Source organism: Bacillus sp. D48C (assembly GCF_053345735.1).
Window position 1 is genome coordinate 1 of the sequence record NZ_JBKFAQ010000030.1, and the last position, 3,262, is coordinate 3,262.

Below are 3,262 nucleotides of genomic sequence, written 5' to 3' on the forward strand. Positions count from 1 at the left end.
CAATACTTTGACAGGTAATTGAACACCTGGATTTGCTTTTTGCTGTGCTTTAAATGTATATCCTGTTTCCTCATATCCTTCTAATCGAAAGTAAATCTGTATAAAGTTTTTATGTGGATTGTATTCCCTTTTCTCTACAATCAATTTCCCCATACCCGACAACTTAATTACCTTATTTGTCTCTGTATGGAATAGTTTTTCATCGTTTGGCATGTAAATTTTTGATGTCAAGAAAGCGAAAAAACCCAAAAATAGAAAGCTGATAATTGTTAAGTAGATCCACGACTTATTTTTTCTTAGATTGATTCTTTCACTCTTCTTACCAATCGCTCCTATCACACTCTCACCCCACCTTTTTCGTTATAAAACTTTCATATTTAACTCTTCCACACTTGTAACTCGCCATGTTTCATTTTCTTTTTTCATGATGATTCGTAACACATTGTTTACTTTTTCTTCTCGATTTTGCGTTGCATCTGTCGTGACATTTATAAATTCAGCTAACACATTTACCTCCTCTTTATCGGGTTCATTTTCTTGTAAATAAAACTTCATTTCTATTGGTTTCGTTTTATACGTATCTCCTAATTCGTATTTATCAGTAGGATAAAATTGTTGTAATAGTTCTTCACTCATAATGGATTTTGCCTTTTCTTTTCGCTCACTGTAGCCTTCTTTTTCTCGATGAAATGATAATTGAATAAACGTTTCGGCTGTCGATAAATATGCCCTTCTCTGTTGTTCTTGTGCGGAAGGAAGCACCTTATCCAATCGGTTTTTTAAGTCTTCATTTTGTTTTGTTAGTAATTCATTTGAAAGTTTTAACTGTTTTTCTTTGCCATCACTCATTGATTTTTTGCTCAAATAGATATTAAAAGCTGTCACACCTACAACTAAAATGACAAACACAATAAACAAAAATTTTCGTTTATCTTTCATATCAATTTCTCCTTTACATGAGTCTATAAATTAAAATTCCTGAACAAAAACAAAGAAGACATAACAAGATTAATAGTATTAGTTCTGTCTTCTTTTTAAATAATGTGGTTACTTTACCTTTTGTAGCTTCCTCTAAAATTTCATCATTAACTGCAATAAATACCGTAAGTGCTAAGAACGGAACCGCAACGATTAAATCAATATTTGCACTTACAAGACCTAATACTAAATTGACAGCCATAACTATTAAGAATAGATACACTTTTGATCTATCTAACGACAACATTTTTTCACACTCCTATTTTTCTAGAATCGCCTTACGTGACCAGAAAAGACTTTTTTCCAATACGGATTATTTAAATCTTCAATAGAAACACCTTTATTTGTTTGGCAACCAATGAAAGTATTTTTATCAATTACAATGCCAACATGCCCATCATGTTTGTAAGTATCAAAGAAAATAACATCACCCGGTTTCATATCATTTGCTGATACTTTTGTACCAATTTTATTTAATGTTTCCGTACTTACGGCTCCTATCGGACTGGTATACATCCCTACTTGTTCGAATGCCCAGCGTACAAAACTTGAACAATCAAATATCCCTCTTGCAATGTCATTTGTGTTACGTCCTCCACCAAATACATAGGTAGAACGCCCTATCCATTGGCGACCTACATCGGCAACTTTTGAACCGCTACTTCCTCCACTTCCTGGATTTCCTCCTCCACCAGAAACGACAGAACCCGGCTGATAATATTTTAAAACTGCGTCAACGTACAAAATGTCGCCATAACACGCTTGATATGGTACGGCTTCCGGTCTTAAACAATGGTACATTCCTGTATGTTTCACTTTTTGATATTGTTGTTGTGAAAATTTAATTGCTAATTCTTTCGTATACTTGCCACCATTTGCACCAACAAAATCAAAAAATCCTGTTCCGAAATTGTAAGCTTGAAGGGCGGTTTTGATATGATCCATATCCCCTGGACTCGTTACCCCGGCTCTTTCTATCGCATGTTTAAACTCCTGTACACCAGCCCAAATACTGTAATCTGGATCTGTAATACAGTTCGGTGATTTACAATATTTCGTATTAAATGCGCCTTCGGAACTCTGCATCGGATCACTACCACGTCCTCCACTCTCTTGCATCATTTGTGCAAGCATTAAAGCAACAAACGGTTCCACACCAAAGGCTTTCGCATGCTTCCGAATCGTTGGCTCCCATTTTAAAACTTCGGGCGAAACATTCATGACTTGCCCTTCTCCTGTATACGTAATATCACCTGTGTCTGTTCCACTATCGCTCCCCATTGCTGCTATGAAAATACTAACCACTCCAAGTAAAAGAAAAGAAAAAAGACCCATCACAAGTAGCGCTAAAGTGATGAGCCATTTCTTTGGTATAACTTTTAAAACTAGATGCATAGTATTAAGCACCTCCCCCGAATAACATTAATTCTTCGTCCGTTACCTCTACATGGAAGTGAATGTTTTTTACAGCCCCAATACTTAAGATGACATCCCCTGTTGGCAAATGTGGAATCGCTGCAATTTCACTTTCACTTAACTGTCCTGCAAATACTTTTCGTAACATATCTAAACTGTTATTATCTTGCTGCATAATAAATTTGTACTGTGTAAGTTCAAATAGCTTTTTAATTTCATCAATCATTTCTTGCGAAGATCCTTCCGGTACAAAATCTCGAATTGTATGACTTGCATATAAAAGTCCTGCAAAGTACTTTCGATCTTCACGACTAAGCTTTGTTAAAAATTGTAGTGCATGGGCGCTTTCTTTTTTCGTATTTATAATATGATGCGCCTCGTCAATAATAATGAAATAACGAATTACATCTTCAAAGGCAAGTTGCTTTTTATTAAAGGCTTTTAATTGAGGCGCACCATTTGAAATCATTTCATCCCAAAGGAGATTTAACACATTAAAGATCTGTGCCTGGAATACTTCTGCTTTAAAGCTGGATATATTCCGTAAGGAAAAGGATACAACTTGTTCTTTCTTGAAATCTTCAATTGTAGTATGACCATCAAATAATTCTGCATATGCTTCTACTAAATTTGTAAGATTTAATTCAATTAATTCTAAACGATGAATTCTACTGTCTCCTAAATTATCATGATGCTTTCTAGCTTCTACATCTTGATATAATTCTTTACGAACAAACATTAAAAAGTTAGAGAAAATCGGATATTCTTTTGGTTTTCTTGTTGTAATTTCATTTTTCGCTCCTTTTTCGTCATTCCATAATCCCATACGAATATATAATTTACGAAGCAAATTTTCATATTCTTTAAT

At 34.5% G+C, this 3,262-nt stretch carries 3 protein-coding genes and 2 pseudogenes; all 5 read right to left on the minus strand.

The features are described from left to right. Window positions 1-339 (minus strand): annotated as a pseudogene (locus ACLBXA_RS29215) (hypothetical protein); the annotation flags it as partial. 21 nt (window positions 340-360) lie between these two features. Then, window positions 361-939 carry a MerR family transcriptional regulator gene (locus ACLBXA_RS29220; RefSeq protein ID WP_447617733.1) on the minus strand — a complete coding sequence of 193 codons (579 nt, stop codon included), beginning with the start codon at window positions 937-939 and terminating at the stop codon, window positions 361-363. A 13-nt stretch (window positions 940-952) separates the two neighbouring features. Continuing rightward, the gene (locus tag ACLBXA_RS29225; protein ID WP_098251500.1) at window positions 953-1,225 is read right to left on the minus strand and encodes a hypothetical protein; all 273 of its coding nucleotides are present in this window, start codon (window positions 1,223-1,225) and stop codon (window positions 953-955) included. A gap of 20 nt (window positions 1,226-1,245) precedes the next feature. Then, window positions 1,246-2,373: a bifunctional lytic transglycosylase/C40 family peptidase gene (locus ACLBXA_RS29230; protein ID WP_071714078.1), complete on the minus strand. Its 1,128-nt coding sequence runs from the start codon at window positions 2,371-2,373 to the stop codon at window positions 1,246-1,248. Between the two features lie 4 nt (window positions 2,374-2,377). After that, window positions 2,378-3,262, minus strand: a pseudogene (locus ACLBXA_RS29235) (VirB4 family type IV secretion system protein); the annotation flags it as partial.